At 64.1% G+C, this 21,355-nt stretch carries 19 protein-coding genes; 7 read left to right on the plus strand and 12 right to left on the minus strand.

All coding sequences use genetic code 11. The features are described 5' to 3' along the window. The first annotated feature begins 4 nt into the window (after positions 1 to 4). Positions 5 to 739 carry an endonuclease III domain-containing protein gene (locus tag ACR9ZN_RS15280; protein ID WP_454814793.1) on the plus strand — a complete coding sequence of 245 codons (735 nt, stop codon included), beginning with the start codon at positions 5 to 7 and terminating at the stop codon, positions 737 to 739. Positions 740 to 820: 81 nt separating this feature from the next. Here the strand turns inward: ACR9ZN_RS15280 and ACR9ZN_RS15285 are convergent, their stop codons facing one another. Together ACR9ZN_RS15285 and pgi are read right to left on the minus strand one after the other, a co-directional pair. After that, positions 821 to 1,903 carry a dipeptidase gene (locus tag ACR9ZN_RS15285; RefSeq protein ID WP_481272585.1) on the minus strand — a complete coding sequence of 361 codons (1,083 nt, stop codon included), beginning with the start codon at positions 1,901 to 1,903 and terminating at the stop codon, positions 821 to 823. A 161-nt stretch (positions 1,904 to 2,064) separates the two neighbouring features. Beyond that, on the minus strand, positions 2,065 to 3,702 hold the full coding sequence (gene pgi / locus ACR9ZN_RS15290; protein WP_481272586.1) for a glucose-6-phosphate isomerase: 1,638 nt from the start codon (positions 3,700 to 3,702) through the stop codon (positions 2,065 to 2,067). A 98-nt stretch (positions 3,703 to 3,800) separates the two neighbouring features. Here pgi and ACR9ZN_RS15295 point away from each other — a divergent pair, with 98 nt between their 5' ends. Genes ACR9ZN_RS15295 through ACR9ZN_RS15305 form a run of 3 tightly spaced genes read left to right on the plus strand, consistent with a single transcriptional unit; the run spans position 3,801 to position 8,049 of the window. Further along, positions 3,801 to 4,961 (plus strand): M20 aminoacylase family protein, encoded by a 1,161-nt coding sequence (locus ACR9ZN_RS15295; protein ID WP_481272587.1) that lies wholly within the window; start codon positions 3,801 to 3,803, stop codon positions 4,959 to 4,961. 41 nt (positions 4,962 to 5,002) lie between these two features. After that, a complete protein-coding gene (locus ACR9ZN_RS15300) occupies positions 5,003 to 7,084 on the plus strand; it encodes a prolyl oligopeptidase family serine peptidase (RefSeq protein ID WP_481272588.1) in 2,082 nt (693 codons plus the stop codon). Further along, positions 7,081 to 8,049 (plus strand): threo-3-hydroxy-L-aspartate ammonia-lyase, encoded by a 969-nt coding sequence (locus tag ACR9ZN_RS15305; RefSeq protein ID WP_434957248.1) that lies wholly within the window; start codon positions 7,081 to 7,083, stop codon positions 8,047 to 8,049. The genes ACR9ZN_RS15300 and ACR9ZN_RS15305 overlap by 4 nt, the downstream gene beginning before the upstream one ends. 12 nt (positions 8,050 to 8,061) lie before the next feature. Here the strand turns inward: ACR9ZN_RS15305 and ACR9ZN_RS15310 are convergent, their stop codons facing one another. Continuing rightward, positions 8,062 to 8,979 carry a LysR family transcriptional regulator gene (locus ACR9ZN_RS15310; protein WP_481272589.1) on the minus strand — a complete coding sequence of 306 codons (918 nt, stop codon included), beginning with the start codon at positions 8,977 to 8,979 and terminating at the stop codon, positions 8,062 to 8,064. Between the two features lie 143 nt (positions 8,980 to 9,122). On the opposite strand from ACR9ZN_RS15310, the gene ACR9ZN_RS15315 reads away from it, so the two are divergent. The 3 genes from ACR9ZN_RS15315 to ACR9ZN_RS15325 all read left to right on the plus strand — a co-directional run bounded on the left by ACR9ZN_RS15315 (position 9,123) and on the right by ACR9ZN_RS15325 (position 12,267). After that, on the plus strand, positions 9,123 to 10,109 hold the full coding sequence (locus tag ACR9ZN_RS15315; RefSeq protein ID WP_454814807.1) for an aldo/keto reductase: 987 nt from the start codon (positions 9,123 to 9,125) through the stop codon (positions 10,107 to 10,109). A gap of 155 nt (positions 10,110 to 10,264) precedes the next feature. Further along, positions 10,265 to 11,455, plus strand: a complete 1,191-nt coding sequence (locus ACR9ZN_RS15320; protein WP_481272590.1) for a M23 family metallopeptidase — start codon at positions 10,265 to 10,267, stop codon at positions 11,453 to 11,455. A 23-nt stretch (positions 11,456 to 11,478) separates the two neighbouring features. After that, on the plus strand, positions 11,479 to 12,267 hold the full coding sequence (locus ACR9ZN_RS15325; RefSeq protein WP_481272591.1) for a bestrophin-like domain: 789 nt from the start codon (positions 11,479 to 11,481) through the stop codon (positions 12,265 to 12,267). Positions 12,268 to 12,291: 24 nt separating this feature from the next. Here ACR9ZN_RS15325 and ACR9ZN_RS15330 read toward each other — a convergent pair whose 3' ends face one another. The 9 genes from ACR9ZN_RS15330 to ACR9ZN_RS15370 form a co-directional block, all read right to left on the minus strand. Then, positions 12,292 to 12,759, minus strand: a complete 468-nt coding sequence (locus tag ACR9ZN_RS15330; RefSeq protein ID WP_434957253.1) for a YiiD C-terminal domain-containing protein — start codon at positions 12,757 to 12,759, stop codon at positions 12,292 to 12,294. A 9-nt stretch (positions 12,760 to 12,768) separates the two neighbouring features. Further along, positions 12,769 to 13,377 (minus strand): ASCH domain-containing protein, encoded by a 609-nt coding sequence (locus tag ACR9ZN_RS15335; protein WP_481272592.1) that lies wholly within the window; start codon positions 13,375 to 13,377, stop codon positions 12,769 to 12,771. A gap of 41 nt (positions 13,378 to 13,418) precedes the next feature. Beyond that, complete coding sequence (locus tag ACR9ZN_RS15340) at positions 13,419 to 14,660, minus strand: allantoate amidohydrolase (RefSeq protein WP_481272593.1); 1,242 nt, start codon at positions 14,658 to 14,660, stop codon at positions 13,419 to 13,421. Positions 14,661 to 14,677: 17 nt separating this feature from the next. Beyond that, complete coding sequence (locus tag ACR9ZN_RS15345) at positions 14,678 to 15,274, minus strand: DUF1349 domain-containing protein (RefSeq protein ID WP_481272594.1); 597 nt, start codon at positions 15,272 to 15,274, stop codon at positions 14,678 to 14,680. Between the two features lie 261 nt (positions 15,275 to 15,535). Beyond that, entirely contained in the window at positions 15,536 to 16,990 is a 1,455-nt protein-coding gene (gene hydA, locus ACR9ZN_RS15350; protein WP_481272595.1) for a dihydropyrimidinase, read from the minus strand. Between the two features lie 219 nt (positions 16,991 to 17,209). After that, positions 17,210 to 18,178 carry an ABC transporter substrate-binding protein gene (locus ACR9ZN_RS15355; RefSeq protein ID WP_481274360.1) on the minus strand — a complete coding sequence of 323 codons (969 nt, stop codon included), beginning with the start codon at positions 18,176 to 18,178 and terminating at the stop codon, positions 17,210 to 17,212. 109 nt (positions 18,179 to 18,287) lie between these two features. Continuing rightward, the gene (locus tag ACR9ZN_RS15360) at positions 18,288 to 19,397 is read right to left on the minus strand and encodes an ABC transporter permease (protein WP_454814819.1); all 1,110 of its coding nucleotides are present in this window, start codon (positions 19,395 to 19,397) and stop codon (positions 18,288 to 18,290) included. Continuing rightward, complete coding sequence (locus tag ACR9ZN_RS15365; RefSeq protein WP_481272596.1) at positions 19,394 to 20,323, minus strand: ABC transporter permease; 930 nt, start codon at positions 20,321 to 20,323, stop codon at positions 19,394 to 19,396. The genes ACR9ZN_RS15360 and ACR9ZN_RS15365 overlap by 4 nt, the downstream gene beginning before the upstream one ends. Further along, positions 20,313 to 21,083 carry an ABC transporter ATP-binding protein gene (locus ACR9ZN_RS15370; RefSeq protein WP_434959672.1) on the minus strand — a complete coding sequence of 257 codons (771 nt, stop codon included), beginning with the start codon at positions 21,081 to 21,083 and terminating at the stop codon, positions 20,313 to 20,315. Before ACR9ZN_RS15370 ends, ACR9ZN_RS15365 begins: the two co-directional genes overlap by 11 nt. Between the last annotated feature and the right edge of the window lie 272 nt (positions 21,084 to 21,355).

Consider the following 21,355-nt stretch of genomic DNA (forward strand, 5'->3'; position numbering starts at 1 on the left):
GGGCATGCCCGCCATCCGGGAGCAGATCCAGCTCGGGCTCGATTTCGGCCGGGAAGAGCCCATCGCCGTGCTGCGCCAGCGCCTGCTGGCAACCTATGGCCCGCGGCGCGATGCTCGGCGCCACACGCCGTCCGAGCAATTCGTCAAGGCGCTGATCAGCTCGGAAACCTATGATTCCGCTTCCGAAAAAGCCTTCCAGGCCTTGTGCGAGCATTTCCATCCCCTCGACAGGCTGGGGCAGAGCGATCCCCGCCAGGTACTCACGCATCTTGCCACCGTCACCCATCCCGAGAAGAAAGCCAGCCAGCTGGTTGCTTCGGTCGGCCGCATCGTCGAGCAGCGGGGACGGTTCGATCTCTCCCATCTCGCCGCGCTGTCGGTCGAGGCCGGGATGGAACTGCTCCAGCTTTACGATGGCATCGGCCCCAAATGCGCGGCGGCCATCCTCAATTTCTCGACGCTCCGGCGGCGTGTCTTCGTGGTGGACAGGCACATCAAGCGTTTCGGCGAGCGCTTCGGCCTGTTTCCGCAAAATGTGAGTTTGACCAAGGCCCATCAGATCATGCTGCGCCTGATGCCGGCGAGCTGGGATGCCGACGATCTCTATGAGCTGCACTGGCTGATCAAACGCTTCGGCCAGGAGGTCTGCACCAGCCAAAGACCGCTTTGTCCACGGTGCGAGATGGCGGCTCTATGCCGGCATGGATCCACCTCAATGCCGCGGGTTCCGACGCGTTAGGGCATCGTCGCGCATAGCGTGGGAATCCTTCCCCGACTTCGGGGAAGGATTCTTGCGCTTTCTATTGGTCTCGGCTCGATCTCAAGCCTGCCCCTGCGTCCGCTCCAGCAGGGACAGCCAGTTCTCATGGCCGATCTTGTGCAGCAGGGCCTCCGAATATCCGGCAGCGCGCATCCTCTCGATCAGGTGCGGCAGGCCGGCGACGCTGCCGATGGCGGCGGGGATCACCGCGCCGTCGAAGTCCGATCCGAAGGCGACGCCGTCTTCGCCCAGGCGTTCGACCAGGTAATCGAGATGGCGCACCATGACGTCGAGATCGGTATCCGCGCGCATGGCGCCATCCGGCCTCAGGAAGCAGGTGGCAAAGTTGAGGCCGACGACTCCGCGGCTCTCCCTGATGGCATCGAGCTGCCTGTCGGTGAGATTGCGCGTGGACTGGCACAGGGCGTGGACGTTGGAATGGGTGGCGACGAGCGGCGCCGTACTCAACCCGGCGACGTCCCAGAAACCCTTCTCGTTGAGATGCGAGAGGTCGATCATGATGCCGCGCGTGTTGCACTCCTTCACCAATTCGCGGCCAATCTCGGTCAGGCCGGGACCGGTATCCGGCGAGGCCGGAAAGCGGAAGGGCACGCCATGGGCGAAGATGTTGGGGCGGCTCCACACCGGCCCGATCGAGCGCAGGCCGGCGGCGAAGAGCACGTCGAGATTGGCGAAATCGGCATCTACAGCCTCCGCCCCCTCGATATGCAGGACGGCCGCGATCTTGCCGGCCGCCATGGCGACTCGGATCTCGACGGCGCTGCGGCAGATGGCGACGTCGTCAGGAAAGGCCCGCTCCAACCGCAGCATGATCGACAGCATGGCGATGGTCGAAGCCTGCGCCTTTTCCAGGGGCAGCAGCGGCGGCAAAGGCAGATCGTAGCTCGTCCCCTTCATCTCCTCGTCCATGTTCGCCATGCTCAGGGGCGGCGGGAACATGGCGAAGAAGCCGCCGGCAAAACCGCCGGCGCGCGCTCGCGGCAGATCGATATGACCGGCACCGTCGCCCTCGCCGAACACCGTCTCTGCCGGTTTTGCCTTGTTGGAGGCCAGGTGCAGCAACGTGTCGTTGTGGCCATCGAAGACAGGGACGATGGCTGACGGTTCGGCGGTCGGGTTCATGGGGGATTTCTTTCCAGGCTGGCAGCACGATCATTCGGCCCGGAAGGGGCCGACCTTCTCACCCAGGCGCTGCCACAGAGGATGCCTGAGAGATAACAAGCCCGGCCGTCGCGGCCGGGCTTGTTTCGTGGAGCGGATGTCGGACAGGAGATCCTGTTCGATCAGCCTCGCAGCGACTTCAGATGGGCCACCAGGCCCTTGGTCGAAGCATCGAGCCCGTCGACCGTCGCGCCCTTCACCACCGGCAGCAGGCGCGAGGCGAGTTCCTTGCCGAGTTCCACGCCCCATTGGTCGAAGGAGTTGATGCCCCAGATCACGCCCTGCGTGAACACCTTGTGCTCATAGAGCGCCACGAGGCGGCCGAGCATGCGCGGGGTGAGCTTGCGATAGGCGATGGTGGTGGTGGGACGGCTTCCGGGGAACTCCTTGTGCGGGGCCAGAAGCGCGATCTTCTTGTCGTCGAGCCCCTGGGCCTTCAGCACCGCCGTCGCCTCCTCTTGCGAACGGCCATGCATGAGCGCCTCGGTCTGCGCCAGGCAGTTTGCCATCAGGATGGCATGATGATCGCCCATTCCGGCTTCATGCGGCTCGGCCGCGATGAGGAAGTCGGCCGGGATCACATTGGTGCCCTGATGGATGAGCTGGTAGAAGGCGTGCTGGCCGTTGGTGCCAGGCTCGCCCCAGACCAGGGGGCCGGTCTCCGAGGTCACCGGCGAGCCGTCGAGATGCACGCGCTTGCCGTTGGATTCCATGTCGAGCTGCTGCAGATAGGCCGGGAAGCGCCCGAGCCGCTGGTCGTAGGGCAGCACAGCATGGGCGGCATAGCCCATGAAATTGCGGTGCCAGATGCCGATCAGGCCCATCAGCACCGGGATGTTCTTCTCCAGCGGCGTGGTGGCGAAATGGTGGTCGACCTCATGGCCGCCGGCCAGGAACTCCGAAAAGTTCTCCGGCCCGACGGCGATCATCAGGCCGAGGCCGATGGCCGACCACATCGAGTAGCGCCCACCGACCCAGTCCCAGAAGCGGAACATCCGGTCCTTGTTGATGCCGAAGGCCTCGACCGCGACGATATTGGTCGAGATCGCCGCAAAATGATCGCCCACCGCGGTCTCACCGAGCGATTTGGCGATCCATTGCCGCGCCGACTGGGCGTTCGTCATGGTCTCGATCGTCGTGAACGTCTTCGACGAAACCAGGAACAGGGTACGCGAAGGGTCGAGGCGCGACAACGTGTCCGCCATGTCGGCGCCGTCGACATTGGAGACGAAATGGGCGCGCGGGCCGTCGGCATAGGGCGAGAGGGCGCGGGCCCCCATGGCCGGGCCGAGGTCGGAACCACCAATGCCGATATTGACCACGTCGGTGAATTTGTCACCGGTGGCGCCGCGCAGCTCGCCCGAGCGAATCTTCTCGGCGAAGGCGTAGCAGCGCGCCAGTTCCTCATGCACCTCCGGCACGACATTCTTGCCGTCCACGCGAATGTCGGCATCAACAGGCGCGCGCAGGGCCGTGTGCAGCACTGCCCGCCCTTCGGTGGTGTTGATCTTGTCGCCCTCGAGCATCTCGTCCCGGCGGGTCTCGATGCAATGCGCCCGCGCCAGCTCGAGCAGCAGGGACAGGGTTTCGTCGGCGATGCGGTTCTTGGAAAAATCCACCAGCACGTCGTCGAGCGTGAAGGAGAACTTGGCGAATCGGTCGGGATCCGCGGCGAAAAGGTCGCGCGTCGTCGTCGAGGCCAGTGTCTGCTTATGGGCTTCGAGATCCTGCCAAACCTTTGCGGCCTGTGAATGCTCCATATCCGTTTCCCTTCCTCATTGTCCGAAGGCGTGTCAAACTGCGGGCTGTGTTTGTCGCCCGGAGCGGGTGCATAAATCAATATTGGAACTGACTGCAGATGACGATTTCGGACAGCATCCAGGTTTTGGCTTCGGAAGCGACGCAATGGCGCCGCGACATTCACCGCCACCCCGAGCTGCAATACGACGTACAGCGTACGGCCGGCCTGGTCGCGGGCCTGTTGCGTGATTTCGGCTGTGATGAAGTCGCCGAGGGAATCGGGCGCACCGGCGTGGTCGGGGTGATCAAGGGGCGTCCCGGTTCGCGCACGATCGGCATGCGCGCCGATATGGATGCCTTGCCGATCCTCGAGGAGAGCGGCGTGCCATATGCTTCCACCGTGCCCGGCAAGATGCATGCCTGCGGCCATGACGGCCATACCGCCATGCTGCTTGGCGCGGCGAAGAATCTAGCTGATACCCGCAACTTCAACGGTGACGCCGTGGTGATCTTCCAGCCGGCCGAAGAAGGCGGCGGCGGCGGCAAGGCCATGGTGGAAGATGGCCTGATGGAGCGATTCGCCATCGGCGAAGTCTATGGCATGCACAATCTGCCGGGCCTGGCGCCAGGCCATTTTGCCATGTGCCCCGGGCCCATCATGGCCTCTAGCGACGTGTTCGACATCGACATCACCGGCAAGGGCGCGCATGCCGCCCGCCCGCACGAGAGCGTCGATCCGGTGCTGGTGGCGGCCCAGATCATCAATGCCCTGCAGACCATCGTCTCGCGCAATGCCGATCCCCTTCATGGCGCCGTCGTTTCAGTGACGGCGATCAAGGCGGGGGACGCTTATAACGTCATCCCCTCCACGGCCCATCTGCACGGTACCTGCCGCGCTCTGACGCCGGAAATTCGCGACCTGCTCGAAACACGCGTCGTCGAGGTGGCGGAGTTGACGGCGAAGGCTCTGGGTGCCAGTGCCAAGGCCGTCTATCAGCGTCATTATCCCGTCACCCGCAACCACGCCACGCAGACCGTGTTCTGCGGGGAAGTCGCTCGCATGGTGGCCGGCCATGACAATGTCGATGTTGCCGCTCTTCCCATGATGGGCGCGGAGGACTTCTCCTTCATGCTGGAGGCGCGCCCCGGCGCCTTCATCTTCATTGGCAATGGCAACAGCGCCGGACTGCACAATGCCGCCTATGATTTCAACGATGCCATCATCCCTGCCGGGATCAGCTACTGGACACAACTGGCGGAAACGCGGCTCGCCGGCTGAGACCTCTCTTCCTCGGCCTCCCTATCTCAAGGAACTCCCGCATGTCCGATCTCGTCTCCCGGCCGACTCTGGCCGCGCCCGACGACGACCCTCATCTCTGGCTGGAGGACATCGAGGGCCAGGACGCCCTTGCCTGGGTGAACGAGCGCTCGCAACGAACGCTGGCCCGCTTCGGCACCGACGGCTTCGAACGCGATCGGGACGCCTTGGCTGCGATCCTTGATCGCCCCGATCGCATTCCCGGCATCAGCAGGCGCGGCGAGTTCGTCTATAATTTCTGGACGGATGCCACCAATCCACGCGGCCTGTGGCGCAGGACCACTCTTGCCTCCTACCGGCAGGCGGAACCGGCCTGGGATATCCTGCTCGATCTCGATGCCCTCGCCAAGACAGAGGGCGAGGACTGGGTCTGGGCCGGGGCTTCGCTCGAACCCCATGGGCGGCAGCGCGCCATCCTCAGCCTGTCGCGCGGCGGCAGCGATGCGGCTGTGCATCGTGAATTCGACCTGGCCTCACGGCGTTTCGTCCCCGACGGCTTCATGCTGCCGGAAGCCAAGGGCGGCATTGCCTGGCTCGACGCCGACACGCTGCTGCTCTCCAGCGCACTCGGCGAGGGCATGGCGACGACCTCCGGCTATGCCCGCACGGTGCGCCTGTGGCGTCGTGGCGAGGATCCCTTGAAAACGGCGGTGGTCTTCGAGGTCCAGCCCCAGTCCATGTCGGTCTGGGCCGGCATCGACCGCACCGGCGGCGGCGAGCGCATCTGGTTTCTCGAAAAGCCCGCCTTCTTCGAAACGCGGGGCTGGCTCGGCGACAGGAGCGGCCCGAGCGAGGCCATCGACCTGCCGGCCGACTCGCAATGGGACGTGTTCGGCGACTGGCTGGCGGTTAAGCTGCGCACGAGCTGGGCTCCCGCCGGCACAAGTTTTGCCGGCGATACCCTTCTCGGCATCTCGCTCGCCGCCTTCCGGTCAGGCAGCCGCACTTTCCAAGTGCTGTTCGAACCTGCCGAACGGCGGACCCTGGACGGCTTTTTCTGGAACCAGGGACAGCTCGTGCTGTCGATCCTGGACAATCTCCAGCCCCGATTCGAGCTCGTCACGCCCTCCCCCAACTCCTGGGCCAAGCACGCCATCGACGTGCTGCCCTCCACGGGCGTCGTGCATATCTGGTCGCTCGACGCGGAGGAGGCCGACACCAATGGCGAGGTGATGGTGTCCCTGCAGGATCCGATCACGCCGCCACAAATGCTGCTGCTCGATGTGAGCAGGCCCGAGGCGGTGGCCAGTCCCCTGCTCCTCAAGCGCAGTCGCGATGCCTTCGACAGCAAGGGGCTGCAGGTCGTCAAGCACGAGGCTGTCTCGGTCGACGGCGAGAAGATCCCCTATACGCTGGTCGGCCCCACCGGCGAGACCGGCGAGGCACCGGTGCATCTCACGGCCTATGGCGGCTTTGGCGTTTCCGTCCTGCCCAGCTACAGCGCCTCCATCGGCAAGCTCTGGCTCGAACGGGGCGGCACGTCGGTCACCGCCAATATTCGCGGCGGCGGAGAATTCGGCGCCCGCTGGCACGAGGCGGGCCGCCGCGAGGGCAAGCATCTCGCGCATGAGGATTTCGCGGCGGTGGCTGCCGATCTGGTCGGGCGCGGCATCACACAGCCGGAGCGGATTGCGGCAGAAGGCGGCTCCAATGGCGGCCTGCTGATCGCCAATATGCTCACCCGCCATCCCGAGAAATTCGGCGCCCTATTCTGCACCATCCCACTGATCGACATGCGGCGCTACACCAAGCTCCTGGCCGGCGCGAGCTGGATCGACGAATATGGCGACCCGGACAAGCCAGACGACTGGGCCTTCCTACGGAAGATCTCCGCCTATCATGTTGCCGATGCCGGTTCCTATCCGCCCATCTTGCTGGCGACCACGCGCCGCGACGACAGGGTTCATCCCGCCCACGCCCGCAAGATGGCGGCCAAGCTGGAGGCACTTGGCCACCGCGTGCATTTCTACGAGCCCGAGGCCGGCGGCCACGGCTACGGCAAGGACAGCCGGGAGCGCGCCTCCTTCATCGCACTCGGCTACACCTTTCTGCGCCAGGCCATCGGCTGGGAGAGCCAGGCATGAGCGAACCAGTCCTGCCTGTTTATGCCGATGTCGCCGCCGCCGCCGAGCGCATCCGTGGCCAGGCCCATCGCACACCGGTGCTGACCTCTCGAAGCTTCGACGAGGAACTCGGCGCGCAGGTCTTCTTCAAATGCGAGAATTTGCAGCGCATGGGCGCCTTCAAGTTCCGCGGTGCCTTCAATGCCCTGTCGCGTTTCGACGAGGAGCAGAAGCGCAAGGGCGTGGTGACTTTCTCTTCGGGCAACCATGCCCAGGCGATCGCCCTTGCAGCGCGCATCCTCGGCATTCCCGCTACCATCATCATGCCGCATGACGCGCCGAAGGCGAAAGCCGAGGCCACAATGGGCTATGGCGGCAAGGTCATCTTCTATGACCGCTATACCGAGGACCGCGAGGTGATCGGGCGAAATCTGTCGCACGAACATGGCTTCACGTTGATTCCACCCTATGATCATCCGGACGTGCTCTGCGGCCAGGGCACCGCTGCCAAGGAACTCTTCGAGGAGGTCGGCGAACTCGACGCCTTCTTCGTCTGTCTCGGCGGCGGTGGGCTGCTCGCCGGATCGGCGCTGGCGACGCGGGCACTGTCGCCCAACTGCCGGCTCTACGGCGTCGAGCCCGAAGCGGGGAATGACGGACAGCAATCCTTCCGCGCCGGCCGGATCGTCAGGATCGACACGCCCCGCACCATTGCCGATGGCGCGCAGACCCAATATCTGGGCGCCCATACCTTCCCGATCATCAAGCGCGATGTCGACGACATCCTCACCGTCTCCGATGCCGAGCTGGTCGAATGCATGCGCTTCGCCGCCACCCGCATGAAGCTGGTGATCGAGCCGACCGGCTGCCTCGGTTTCGCCGCCGCCCGTGCCATGAAGACAGACCTCGCCGGCAAGCGCGTCGGCGTGCTGATCAGCGGCGGCAATGTGGATATCGACCGGTTCTGCCAATTGCTGGGAGAATAAGACGCACCCGGCTCACGCCAGCCTCGTCATGCCGTTCTGCATCCGGATGATGTTGATCAGGGTGCGCAAGGCCGGGTGATTGTGGCGCCGGCTCGAGTAATACATGTGAAAGGGATCGCCATCCGAGGCGTGGTCGTCGAGGACGATCTTAAGGCTGCCTTGCGCGAGTTCTCCGGCGATCAGCGCTTCCAGAACATAGGCAAGGCCAAGCCCGGCCTCGGCAGCCGCGATCGTGGTCGCTGTGTCGTTGAGGGTGATGAGGCCGGGCACGCGCAGCCGGCGCGCCTCCGCGCCGCTGCCGAGATCCCAGCGATAGGCTGTGTTGTCGCCCAGGAGCAGTTGCAGGCAGACATGGCTGGCGAGGTCAGCCGGGGTCTGCGGCCTGCCATGCTCCCTGAAATAGGCGGGAGAGCCGACCACCACCCAGCGCTGCGGCCCCGTGAGCGGCACGGCGATCATGTCCTCCGGCACGTGATGACCATAGCGCATGCCGGCGTCGAAGCCCTCGGCGACGATGTCGATGGGCCGGTCATCCACGGCAACGGTCAGGCGGACATCCGGGCATTGGCGGGCGAACTCCGGCAAGGCCGGCGAGATCAGGAGATGGGCGGCATCCCGGAACACGTTCAGGCGCAATTCGCCGAAGCGCACGTTTCCCGGCGCTTCCAGCACCTCCAGGGCCGAGCCGATCACATCGAATCCTTCTTCGAGGCGCTGGGCGAATTTGAGGCCGAGATCTGTCGGCGAGACCGCCCGGCTGGTGCGGTTCAACAACTTGGCCCCGAGCCTGGCCTCGAGACGCCGCATGGCGTGACTGGCAGCTGACGGCGTCAGGCCGAGTTCGATGGCAGCCGTGGTGAAGCTGCGCCGGCGGACGATGGTCAGGAAGACGTTGAGGTCGCCGAGATCCGTTCGTTCGAGAGCCGCCATTGATGAAAAACTTTCAATGCTTCTATGATTCGCGTTCACACTAAACAATGAGCACCCGGCCGGCTCAAGCCCTATCCTGCAAGAGGAACGCTGAAACACCGGCCGGCTCCTATTCGACGGCCATGAAACGCAGGAATTGAACGATGAAAGAACGCCTGTTCGGCAAGACCGCGCGCAACGTCTCGGAGATTGGCTTCGGTGCCTGGGCCATTGGAGGTTCCTGGGGCGATGTGCGGGATGACGACGCGCGCGCCGCCCTCCATGCCGCCCTCGATGCCGGCACCACCCTCATCGATACCGCCGATGTCTATGGCGACGGCCGCTCGGAGCGTTTCATTGCCGAGGTCCTGAAGGAGCGCGGCGGACCCCGCCCCTTCGTGGCAACGAAGGCCGGGCGTCGCCTCCAGCCCCACACCGCCGACGGCTACAACCAGGAAAACCTCACCGCTTTCGTCGAGCGTTCGCTGGCGAATCTCGCCACCGACTGCCTCGACCTCGTCCAGCTTCATTGCCCTCCGACAGAGGTCTATTACCGGCCCGAAGTGTTCGGCGTGCTGGACGATTTGGTGGCCGCCGGCAAGATCCGCAATTACGGCGTCTCCGTCGAGAAGGTGGAAGAGGCACTGAAGGCGATCGAATATCCCGGCGTCGTCTCGGTCCAGATCATCTACAACATCTTCCGGCAGCGGCCGGCCGAGCTCTTCTTCCGCGAGGCGAAGGCGCGCAACATCGCGGTGATCGCGCGCGTGCCGCTCGCTTCGGGCATGCTGACCGGCAAGATGAATGCCGCCAGCCAGTTCGCGGCCGACGATCATCGCGCCTATAACCGCAATGGCGAGGCTTTCGACAAGGGCGAGACCTTCTCGGGCGTCCCCTACGACGTCGCCTTGGCAGCCGTGGAGGAGATCAGGCCGCTGGTGCCCGATGGCATGACCATGTCACAGTTCGCGCTGGCCTGGATCCTGGCTGATGATGCCATCACCACCGTCATCCCCGGCGCCAGGAATGCGGCCCAGGCCACGGCGAATGCCGCCGCCAGCGACGTGCCGGCTCTTTCGCAGGCGACGCTCGAAACACTGAAGAACCTCTACCAGCGCAAGATCGCCGGTTTCGTCCATCATCTATGGTAGGAAATGCTTGGCCGGGCGCCGTTCGGCGGCCCCCGGCCAAGGCCGTCACCGCGCGCCACACCGCCCGGACATCGCTTGACAAAGGATAAGGCAAATGCGGGATTGTGCCTACAGGTTCTGCCTTCCGGTGCGGGGCAGCCGGTGGGGCATTTCCTATGCGTTTCCTGTCGCTTTCCGTTGCCTGTGCAGGGCTTCTGGCGGCCTCTGCCGCCATGGCCCAATCCCTCAAACCCGATGAGATCCTGAGTTCGGTCACCGTACAGCCGATCAGCGAGCCCAATCCGGTTCTCGGCGCCGATGGGCGCGTCCATCTCGCCTATGAACTGGTGATCAACAACCCAGGCAGTGTGTTCGTGCGGCTCGACAAGGTCGAAGCGATCGACGACGCCGGCAAAAGCCTGTCCTCCCTCGAGGGCGAAGAGCTGGCGAAGATGATGCATCTTTACAGCGGCAGGGATCGCCAGCTGCCGCCCGGCGGCACCGCCATCGTCTTCATGGATGTCGGCTTTGCCCGGGATGACAAGCTGGCGCAGCGGGTATCCGCCCGCATCGAGGCTTTCCGTGAGAATGCAGGCGCAGACGGCAAGCCCACGCCTTTGCCGGCGGATGCACCCGTCTCCGCACACTACAGCTTCATCGGCGGCGCTACGACGGTCGGCAAGCCGGCCGTGGTGGTCGAGCCACCGTTGAGGGGCACCGGCTGGGTTGCAGCCGATGGTTGCTGCGACGCCGTCACCGCCCACCGCGGCGCCGTCATGGCCGTGAACGGGCGTCTGCGCATACCCGAGCGCTTCGCGATCGACTGGATCAGGCTCGACGCCGGCAGCCGCCTGTTCACCGGCAATGCCCAGGATCTGGCCAGCTATTCCTTTTACGGCGCCGAAGTCCATGCGGCGGCCGATGGCGTGGTGGTCAATCTCTACGACCAGGCCGACGAACAGATCCCCAGCCAACCGGCCCGCGGCATCGTCCCCGCCAATATCGGCGGCAACATGCTGGTGACGGACATCGGCAATGGTGCCTTTGCCTTCTATGCCCATCTCCAGCGCGGCAGCCTCAGGGCCAAGCTGGGTGACCGCGTGAAAGCCGGCCAGGTCATCGGCCGGGTCGGCAATACCGGCAATTCCACCGCTCCCCATCTGCACTTCCAGTTGATGGATGGCCCCTCGCCGCTCAATGCCAACAGCCTGCCCTTCGTGCTCACGCGCTTCTCCGGGCAGGGCGTGCTGGCGCCGGGGAACGAGGAGGAACTCGAGCAAGGCACCGTGGCAAGGATCGAACCACGCTGGTGCGGAGAGCACACCAATCAGCTCCCGCTGAACGACCAGGTCGTCGATTTTCAATAGATTCGTTCTTCCGGGGTCCGCTCATGTTCATTCTGCTGCATCAGCTGTCACTGCCCGTCATGTTCGCAACGGTGCTGGGGATCTGCCTGGTGGTCACCTGGATCGTCATCGGCCTCGTTCGCTTTGCCATTGCCAGGGGCGGCTACGCCCCGGACGAGGCACTGCCCATCCGCGAGTCGATCGTCGGTGTCTGCGCCACCATTTTCGGCCTGATGGTGGCCTTTTCGGCCGCGGGTCTGTGGGCCGATTCCCTCGCCGCCCGTAGCGCCGTCCAGCAGGAGGCCGATGCGGTCGAAAATGTTCTGGTGCTGTCCTCCGGCCTTCCGGCCGATCTCCAGACCAGTGTGCGCGACGGCCTGAAGGCCTATGTCGCTGAGGTCATCTCCGGCGATTGGCCCGCCATGGCCAACGGCGAGCACATCGAAAGCCCGGTATTCGACCGTTCCGGCAACATCCTCATCAACACGATCGGCCTCGTCTCGCGCCAGAACGGAACCACTGTCCAGCCAGCGGCCTATCAGCCTTTGGTCAATCAACTGCTGGCCGTGCGCCATGCGCGTCTGCTTCGGCTGTCGGCCTCGAATACCGGCATGAGCTGGGCCCAATGGATCGCGATCTGGATCATCTCGACAACGACCGTCACGGCTATCGCCATCTGCAACAACCATGTCTTCCGCATGCAGATCCTCGCCACCCATATCTTCGTCGTGGTGGTGACATCAGCCTATTTCGTCATTCTCGCGCATGACCGGCCGTTCATGGGGCAGATCTCGGTACAGTCCGCCGCCTTCCTGGCCGTCAGCACCAATTGACGACCCGCCGCGTCGAGGCCTGCTTCAGCGGGCCAACGCCGCGAAGTCACCCCTGAAGCGGGCGGCACAGAGGCCACCATACTCGATCTCGGCAAGGACCGGGATGCGTGCCTTGCCCTTGCGCGCGAAGGCCTCCAGCACATGGGCCCACTTCTCGGGTTCGGCCAGAACAGAACGGGCAGAGAAATCACCCTCCACCGGCGCCAGGTAATCCATGTGGACGGAGCCGACGACCAGGCTGCAATCGAGCCCTGCTCCTTTGAGCTTGAGAAAAGCGAGCGACCAGGCGGCAAGCGTGGCTAAAGTGGCAAGGCTGCCGCCGAACGCCGTGCGGTGATGGTTGATATTGGCGGAAAGCGGTGCGCCGAGCCGCACGGAATCCGGTCCGATTTCGAGAACGCGGACCTGCATGGCCTGTGTCAGCGGAATATTGCCATGGAGATCGGCTTCAAGCTCGGCGGGCAGCACGGCGGCCTCCTCTATCAGGGTCACCCGCCCGCTCTATCGCTCACCAGCCGTTTTCTCAACTACCGAAATCCGTTCCTGGCGGTCGAGCAGGGCTCGCCCCCTCGGCGACAGGCGATAGCCCACCTGGAGGCTTTCGGTAAGGCCGAGGGCCTTGAGCTTGCGGATATCGAGCTTGAGCGCTGCCTTGTCACGCCCCAACTGCCCAGCAATCTCGGCAGCGGTAATGCCGTCGCGCCCAGCGATCAGGCCGAGCGCGGCGGCTGTCCAGGCGCCGCCGCGATGGTTGCGGTCAAGCTTGGCGAGCGCCGAACGCAGGCCGTCGACGTCAGCCGCATCGAGGGCGGCCTCGCCACGCAAAGCAATACGGGGGTCGTCCCCCATCCGATGGAAGGCAATGCGGTAGAGCTGTCCCTCCGGCCGCAGATCGCGCCGAAGCGCGGCAGCCGAAGCATAGCCGGCCTGATCCGCCTGTTCATTGGTGAGATCGGCGAGTTCGATCACTTCCACCGCCTCGATGGCCAGGACACCGACAGCGGTGGTCAGCGTTCCCCCGGCGCGGACGGTCGGCCGCGTCCAGCGCCGGAAGGCCAGCGTCACCTTGCCGGCGGCAATGCCATCGAGCGCGGCCTGCTTGAACAGCATGTCTATGCCCCTCGGAGCGCGGACTTCCAGTCCGCGCTCCATCAGCCCGCCAGGCGCCGGTCGTACTCGATCACGGCATTGAGCAGCACTTGCGCGCCCGCCGCACATTCATCGAAGGAGGTCGATTCGGCCTCGTTGTGGCTCAGCCCTCCTTCGCACGGCACGAAGATCATGGTGGTCGGCGCGACACGGGCGATATAGGCCGCGTCATGGCCAGCGCCGGATACCATGCGGCGCATGGCAAAGCCGGCCTTGTCGGCACCATGTTCGACGCATTCGATCAGGTCCGGGGCGAATTTTACCGCCGGCGAGTTCCAGATGCGCTTTTCTTCATAGGCAAGCTTCATCGGCGGCAGCGCGGCCTCGAGGGCGGCTCGGAACTCCTGCTCCATCACTTCCAGCACCTCCTCGTCGGGATGACGCAGATCGATGGTGAAGAAGACCTCGCCCGGCACCACATTGCGGCTGTTGGGCTTGTTTTCGATCAGGCCGACGGTGGCGACGCCCGGCTGGTGCTTCTGGCCGATGGCATCGACCGCCTCGATGATGCGAGCGGCGCCCAGCAGGGCGTTCTTGCGCAGATACATCGGCGTGGCGCCGGTATGGGCATCCTGCCCGGTCACCGTGACCTCATACCAGCGCATGCCCTGCACGCCGGTGACCACGCCGATCATCGTCTTCTCGTCCTCGAGGATCGGCCCCTGCTCGATATGGAGCTCGAACATCGCCTGGAACTTGTGGGCGCCGGCCTTTTCCGTTCCGTGATAGCCGATGCGTTCCAGTTCGTCCTTGAAGCTGATGCCGTCACGGTCGAGGCGCTCATAGGCATAATCGGGCGTGAAGACGCCAGCAAACACGCCCGAAGCCAGCATGGCCGGGGCGAAACGGGAGCCTTCCTCATTGGTCCAGTTGATGATCTCGATGGGGGCATTGGTCTCGTAGCCCTGCTCATGCAAGGTGCGCATCGCCTCCAGCGCCCCGAGCACGCCGAGCACGCCGTCAAACTTGCCGCCGGTCGGCTGGGTATCGAGATGGGAGCCCATGGCGATCGGCGGCAAATCATTGTTCCTGCCTGCGCGCACCGCGAACATGTTGCCGACTTCGTCGACGCTCACCGTGCAGCCGAGTGCCTCGCATTGCGCCTTGAACCAGTCGCGGACCTTCTTGTCTTCGTCCGACAGGGTCAGGCGCTTGATGCCGCCCTTGACCGTACCGCCGAACTTGGCGGTTTCCATCAGGCTGTCCCACAGGCGCTGCGGATTGATGTTGAGATTGGTGAGCATGGTGGGCCTTTCTGAAGTTACGAAAGATCGTGAAGCGCCTTGCCGTTGGGCTGAGACAGGCGAAAATCCGAGAAGGAAACGGCAAGACCGGCCCTTTCCGGCGTGCAGCACATCGGGCCAACCTGGTAAGAAGCGGCCTTCGGGAACGGCGCCAGCCGGACCAGGGGCCAGACTATCCCGTCCGTCGAATATTGCAGCCTGACGACCCCATCTGCGACGGTGAGGCGCAGGCGGAAATCCTGGGCGTCGCCCGGAAAGGGACCGGTCGCCCAATCCGACTGCCCCACGGTCAGCACGCTGCCCAGCATGGGCGCGTCGTCATTATATTCGATACCTGCCTTCAGCCAGGCCTCGTCATCGAGCCGGACCATCAGGCCCGCCTGGTCGTAGAGCGTTTCGAAACGCGCTCGCACGCGCAGCTCCGCAGTGAAATCGCCGCCACTGTCGAGGTGGAAGAAATGGCCGCTATGGCGGGTGAAGCCGTAATGGGTCTTCCGCCAGAAATCGGTGGCCTCGCCGGTCACGACCTCTAGTCGGTCGCCGGCCAGCGACCAGGAAGGCGGTTCGTTCAGCCAGCCCCCGTGCTGGAAGGAAGAGGAAGGCGTCGAATCCAAGATCTATCTCCTGCAACGCAGAACGAAAGCCTTCTCCACGAAGTGGGGAAGGTGTCAGTGCGAAGCACTGACGGATGGGGTGTGGCGGGCAGTGCACTGAATCCAACATGGTTGCACCACGGTCGCGCCATTCTTCAAAAAGGCGTCTCGCATTGCCCGCCACACCCCACCCGACCCGGCTTCGCCGGGCCCAGCGCACACAAGTGGTGCGCGCGACCTCCCCGCTTCGCGGAGAGGGCTTTTTGCGCGTGACGCCCCCGACTACGGCGTCACCTCGATGCGCGAGACCGGCCTGGGCTTGCTGAGCTCCTTCCAGGTGGCGTTCGCCACCGCGCTGGCCGGGAACGGATCGCGTTGGACGAAGGCGCCGTCGCCCTTCTTGAGCTGGATCTGCTTGTCCTTCCAAGCGATGCGCCCGCGCGACAGGGTGACAACAGGCAGGCCCGTGCATTCATAGCCTTCAAACACGTTGTATTCGACGCGGCTGAGTTGCGTCTTGGCCTTGATCGTCTTGGTGGCCGCGGGATCCCAGATGGTGAGGTCGGCATCCGAACCGACTGCAATCGCTCCCTTGCGAGGATAGATGTTGAGGATGCGGGCGATGTTGGTGGAGGTCACCGCCACGAACTCCTCCTTGGTCAGGCGCCCGGTCTTGACGCCGGCCGTCCACAGCACCGGCATGCGGTCTTCGAGCCCGCCCGTACCGTTGGGGATCTTGCGGAAATCGCCGAGGCCCATGCGCTTCTGCTCGGCGGTGAAGGCGCAGTGATCGGTCGCCACCACCTGGAGCGAGCCCGAGGCGAGGCCCGCCCACAGCGAATCCTGGTGCGACTTGTTGCGGAAGGGCGGCGACATCACCCGGCGGGCCGCGTAGTCCCAATCCTTGTTCTGGTATTCGCTGTCGTCGAGCACCAGATGCTGGATCAGGGGCTCGCCATAGACGCGCTTGCCGGCCGCGCGTGCCCGCGCGATCGCCTCGTGGCTGTCGCGGCAGGAGGTGTGCACGACATAGAGCTGGCTGCCCGCCATGTCGGCGATCATGATGGCGCGGTTGGTCGCCTCGCCTTCCACTTCCGGCGGACGCGAATAGGCGTGGCCCTCGGGCCCGGTGACGCCCTGGTCGATATAATGCTGCTGCAGGCGGAAAACGATGTCGCCATTCTCCGCATGGACCAGCGGCAGCGCGCCGAGGCCGGCGCAGCGGCTGAAGGAGTGGAACAACTCGTCGTCATTCACCATCAGCGCGCCCTTATACGCGAGGAAATGCTTGAAGGTGTTGATGCCGTAGGTCTTCACCACGGTCTCCATCTCGTCGAAGACCTGTTTGTCCCACCAGGTGATCGCCATGTGGAAGGAGTGGTCGGCGACCGCCTTCTCGGCCTTGTGGCGCCATTCCTGATAGGCAGCCAGCAGCGACTGGCCGGGCGCGGGCAGGCAGAAATCCACCACCATGGTGGTACCGCCGGACAAGGCGGCGCTGGTGCCGGATTCGAAATCATCGGCCGACACGGTGCCCATGAAAGGCATTTCGAGATGGGTATGCGGATCGATGCCACCCGGCAAAACAAAACAGCCATCGGCATCGATAATCTCTGCCCCAGCCGGCGCCGACAGCTTCGGACCGATCGCCAAAATGGTTTCGCCGTCGATCAGCACGTCGGCCGGCTTGGAATGATCGTGGTTCACCACGACACCGCCACGGATCAGGATCGGCATAATAGTCCTCCAATAACGAGTTCGCCGCGCCTGTTACCTCGGCGCTGATTTTACCCTCCCCTGGAGGGGGAGGGTCGGCCTGAAAGGCCGGGGTGGGGTGATTAGGCTCGACTTGACCGGTCAGGTCATCAATACCTTCGAAATTACAAAGGTGGTGCCTTCTCACCCCACCCCGACGCTGCGCGTCGACCCTCCCCCTCCAGGGGAGGGTCATTCAGCTCACAGTTTCTTCATCGCGTCGGTGACCGCCGAACTCCAGCCGCCCACGGGCGCCTTGGTGATGGCCGGGCTATCGCCGCCGGCCCCGAGCAGCGTCTTGACCGTGCTATCCGCGGCGGCCGGATCGAGCGTACCATCGGAGCCTTCCGTCAGCTTGTTGACCTCGGCGATCATGTGGGTCTGGTGCACCTCGGTCTGGGCACCGGAGGCATCGTTGTCGAGCACGATCTTCACGGCCTCGTCGGGGTGGGAACGGGCATATTCCCAGCCCTTCATCGAGGCCTTGACGAACTTGGCCATGGTCTCGACGAATTTCGGATCCTTGAGGCGGTCTTCCATGACGTAGAGCCCGTCTTCGAGCACCGCCACGCCCTGGTCGGTGTAGTTGAAGACGGTCAGGTCCTCGGCCTTCACACCGGCTTCGATGACCTGCCAATATTCGTTATAGGTCATGGTGGAGATGCAATCGGCCTGCTTCTGCAGGAGCGGATCGACGTTGAAGCCCTGCTTGATCACCTTGACGCCATCGGCCGAACCGTCGAGCTTGAGGCTGAGCTTGCCCATGAAGGCATTGAACGGATACTCGTTGCCGTAGAACCATACGCCCAGCGTCTTGCCCTTGAAATCGGCCGGCGTCTTGACGCCGGATTCCTTGCGACAGGTGAGTTGCAGGCCGGAGCGCTTGAAGGGCTGGGCGATGTTGACGAGCGGCACACCCTTCTCGCGAGCGGCGAGAGCGGCCGGCATCCAGTCGACGATCACATCGGCCTGCTTGTTGGCGATCACAGTCTCAGGCGCGATGTCGGGCCCACCCGGAGCCACGGTGACGTCGAGGCCGGCCTCCTTGTAGAACCCCTTGTCCTTGGCCACGAGATAACCGGCAAACTGCCCCTGGACCACCCATTTGAGCTGCAGCGTGACCTTGTCGGCCGCCTGCGCCCCCGCTGTTCCAAGCCCGATCGCCCCCATTCCGAGCGCGAAAGCGACGGTGGTGAAAAGTGTCTTTGCCAAAAGTGCCTTCTTCATTCCGTCCACTCCTCTGTTGACCAAGTTTTCTTCTTGAGTACCCTTCCCTGCGTCACGCGCGCCGGTAAGAGGGATGCCAAAACGTCACCGCCCGCTCGACGAGGGCGATGAGGCCGTAGAATAGGGAACCGGCCACCATGGCCACCGCGATCTCCGCCCAGACGATGTCGGTCTGTGACAAGGCCGCCTGGGTGTTGATGCGAAAGCCCATGCCGATGGTGGGGCCGTCGAAATATTCGGCCACGATGGCGCCGATCATCGCCAGGGTCGAATTGATCTTCAAGCCGTTGAAGATGAAGGGCATCGCGGCGGGAAGCCGCAGGCTGATCAGCGTCGACCAATAGCTGGCACCGTAGGAACGCATGAGGTCGCGCTCCAGCGTGCCGCTGGCTGCTAGGCCCGCCACCGTGTTGACCAGCATGGGAAAGAAGGTCATCGCCACCACGACGGCCGTCTTGGAGGGCCAGTCATAGGTGAACCACCAGATCATGATCGGCGCTATGCCGACGATCGGCAGGGCCGAGACGACATTGCCGAGTGGCAGGAGGCCGCGGCGCAGGAAGGGAATTCGGTCGGCCACCAGAGCCACCAGGAAACCCGAGCCGCAGCCGATCAGCCAGCCGAGCAGAACCTCGTGCAGGAAGGTCCAGACGAAGTCGGTGGCGAGCGTATTGGCCTGCGCGGCCACGGCGACCGCGATGGCGGAGGGCGGCAACAAGATGATGGGCGAGATGCCGAAACCGACGACCAGCCACTCCCAAAGAAGGAGCAACGTGGCGCCAAACAGGATCATCGGCGCCAGATTCCGCCAGCGCGAGGTGCGGCGTCCCTCCCCGGCATTGGCGATCATGTCGACCAGCATCCAGGAAGCGACCCACAGACCGACCGCCTTCAGCCAGAAACCCCAGCCGGCTATCCCCGCAACGTCCGGCGAGTGGGCGGTGAATGTCAACGAAATCGCGGCGAGAACAAAGAAGCCCAGCGTTGCGGCAAGCCAGCCCCGGTAGCGCCGCTGCAATGGGGACACCAGAAAGATGGCTCCGGCCAGATAGACCACCCCCAGTTGACTGAATGGAATCACACCGGCGCCCATAGCGAAGAGAGTACTGAGGCAGATCAGCAGCCCTGCAAGACACAAGCCGCGCGATTGGAAAGCCGTCATGCCTGCTCTCCCTTCACGCCCATTCGCGTTAAGGTGCGCTTTTCGATCAGGCCGATCAGACCGATCAGGACAGCCGAAAGCAACGCGGCGGTAAACAAGGCGGCCCACAGCACCAGGCGTAGATTATTGTACTGGTAGCCGGCAAGCAGGCGCGAGCCGAGACCACCCTGGGCTCCCGTCGGCATCTCGGCGACGATGGCGCCGACGATGCAGCCGGCGATGGCGATCTTCAGGCTGGCGAACAGATAGGGTGTCGCCGCCGGCCAGCGCAGCTTCCAGAAGGTCTGCCATTTCGAGGCATCATAAGTGCGCATCAGATCGAGTTGCATCAGGTCCGGCGACATCAGCCCCTTCACCATGCCGACCGTCACCGGAAAGAAGCAGAGATAGGTAGCGATCAGGGCTTTCGGGACCAGGATCGGTGCGCCGAGCCGGCCGGTGATCGCTGTCAGCAGCGGCACCAACGCCAGGATCGGGATGGTCTGGGAGACGATCACCCAGGGCATCAGGCTCTGGCGCATCGAGCGGTAATGCACGATCAGCACCGCCAGCACGATGCCGAGGACGGCGCCCAGCACGAAGCCCGATAGCGCCGAGGAGAGCGTGATCAGGCCATGATAAACCAGGCTGCGGCGCCCCAGGGGCGGCTCGAAGAACAGGCCCTGCACCATCGCCATGACGATCTGGTGAGGCGCGGCGAGATTGCCGTCCGGCAGATTGATGGCGGCGATGAACTGTTCGATCAGCGGCCGGCTGGCGGCATCGGGCATGGCGCGCTGCAGCGCGGAGCCGTTCATCGGCAGGCAGGCGATATACCACAACGCGAAGATCGCCAACACCACCACCGTCACCGGCCCGGCCTTGCCGACCATCAGGCGGCTCCACAGCGAGGGGGCGGTACGGGCTGAAAGCACCTCAGTCGTCATAGGAGTGCCCCGCCCTGAGGCCGTCGCGCACGCGATGGGCGACTTCGAGGAATTCAGGCGTCTCGCGGATGTCGAGCGTGCGGTCGCGCGGGAAGTTGCAATCGATGATGTCGATGATGCGGCCGGGCCGCGGCGACATCACCACGATCTTGGTGGATAGATAGACGGCCTCGGGAATGGAATGGGTGACGAACACCACCGTCTTCTTGGTGGTGCGCCACAGATGCAGGAGTTGGTCGTTGAGTTTGTCGCGGACGATCTCGTCGAGCGCCCCGAACGGCTCGTCCATCAGCATCAGCTTGGGATCGAAGCACAGAGCCCTGGCGATCGAGGCGCGCTGCTGCATGCCGCCGGACAATTGCCAGGGAAATTTCTTCTCGAACCCCTTGAGATTGACCAGTTCGAGATTGCGGGCCGCCCTCGCCTTGCGCTCGGCGGCCGGAAAACCCATGACTTCGAGCGGCAGCATGACGTTGCGCTCGATGGTGCGCCAGGGATAGAGAGCCGGCGCCTGGAAGACATAGCCGTAATGCCGGCCGAGACGTGCCTGTTCCGGGGTCAGGCCATTGACCTTGATCGAACCGGAGGTCTGGCGTTCGAGGTCGGCGATGACACGCAGCAACGTGGTCTTGCCACAGCCGGAAGGCCCGATGAAAGAAACGAAATCGCCTTCATTGACGGTGAGATTGACCTTGGAGAGCGCATAAACCGGCCCATCGCCGGTATCGAAGGTCAAGGAAAGATCCTCGACCGCAATCACGGGTTCGCCGGCGCCCGTTCGTTCCCGTACGGCACCAAGCTTCCGATCCACGCCCTCAACCTGCATGCCGGCCCTACCTCTGGTTCGTCCCCGGCGGACACGGTGAACCGTTCCGCCCTGCTCGCCCCCGTTCACAGCAATGATCGTGCCATTGCGACGAGAGTCTCTATTTTATCACGTTACCGGCTCACCGCCCCGGTTGGAATATTTCAAACCGAGCCGATTGCCCCTTGCGAGCAAAAAAGCGGGATCGTCCCCTGCTCTTCACCGCT

This window comes from Labrys sp. HAY1-8F, from assembly GCF_056754975.1.